The organism is Bradyrhizobium sp. Kon58, from assembly GCF_055807455.1.
The window spans coordinates 1-526 of record NZ_JBVVOT010000125.1 but is presented as its reverse complement, the minus strand read 5'-3'; the positions used below and the strand labels follow the sequence as shown (position 1 = coordinate 526).

General features: G+C 64.3%; 1 protein-coding gene. It reads left to right on the top strand.

The window, feature by feature from the left end; all coding sequences use genetic code 11:
* Window positions 1–42 precede the first annotated feature (42 nt).
* Window positions 43–526 (top strand): hypothetical protein (locus AC0L20_RS39760; protein WP_473295630.1); only part of this gene is annotated, 484 nt, incomplete at its 3' end.

Below are 526 nucleotides of genomic sequence, written 5' to 3'. Positions count from 1 at the left end.
CACATGAGTCGTCGCTACACAGGCCGACGCGTGGAATGGGCGGTGCGCGAACCGCAAGACGACGTGTTCGACGCCATGGCCCAGGTGCTCCTGGAAAAACAGCTGCGCGACCTCCAGGCGCTACGCTGGTCGGATTTCCCCGATGTGCAATGGTACAAGCAGCGCTTTCATCGGTTGACTGCGCCCCAGGCCTGGTTTGTGACGTCGCCGGCACGCGGCGAAATGCCCGAACAGGCATTGCCCGCCTGGTTGCAGGGTGCCGACGCGGCCGACCGTCTGCACGCAAGCCGGCTGCTGGATGCCGTGCATGCTGCACAGGTCGAGGCGCAGGGCGCGAATTTCCTGGACGGACTGGAGCCCATTCACGTCTATGCCCGCAAAGCCCTGCAGGCGCGCATGCTTCGGGATCATCCCCAGGAAGTAGTGATTAACCCGGATGACTATATGCTGACGTTCACCCGCACCCAGGGCGGCTCAGTCGGCTGGACGCAGACCACCTCGCGCACGTTGACGCAATGGGCGCTGG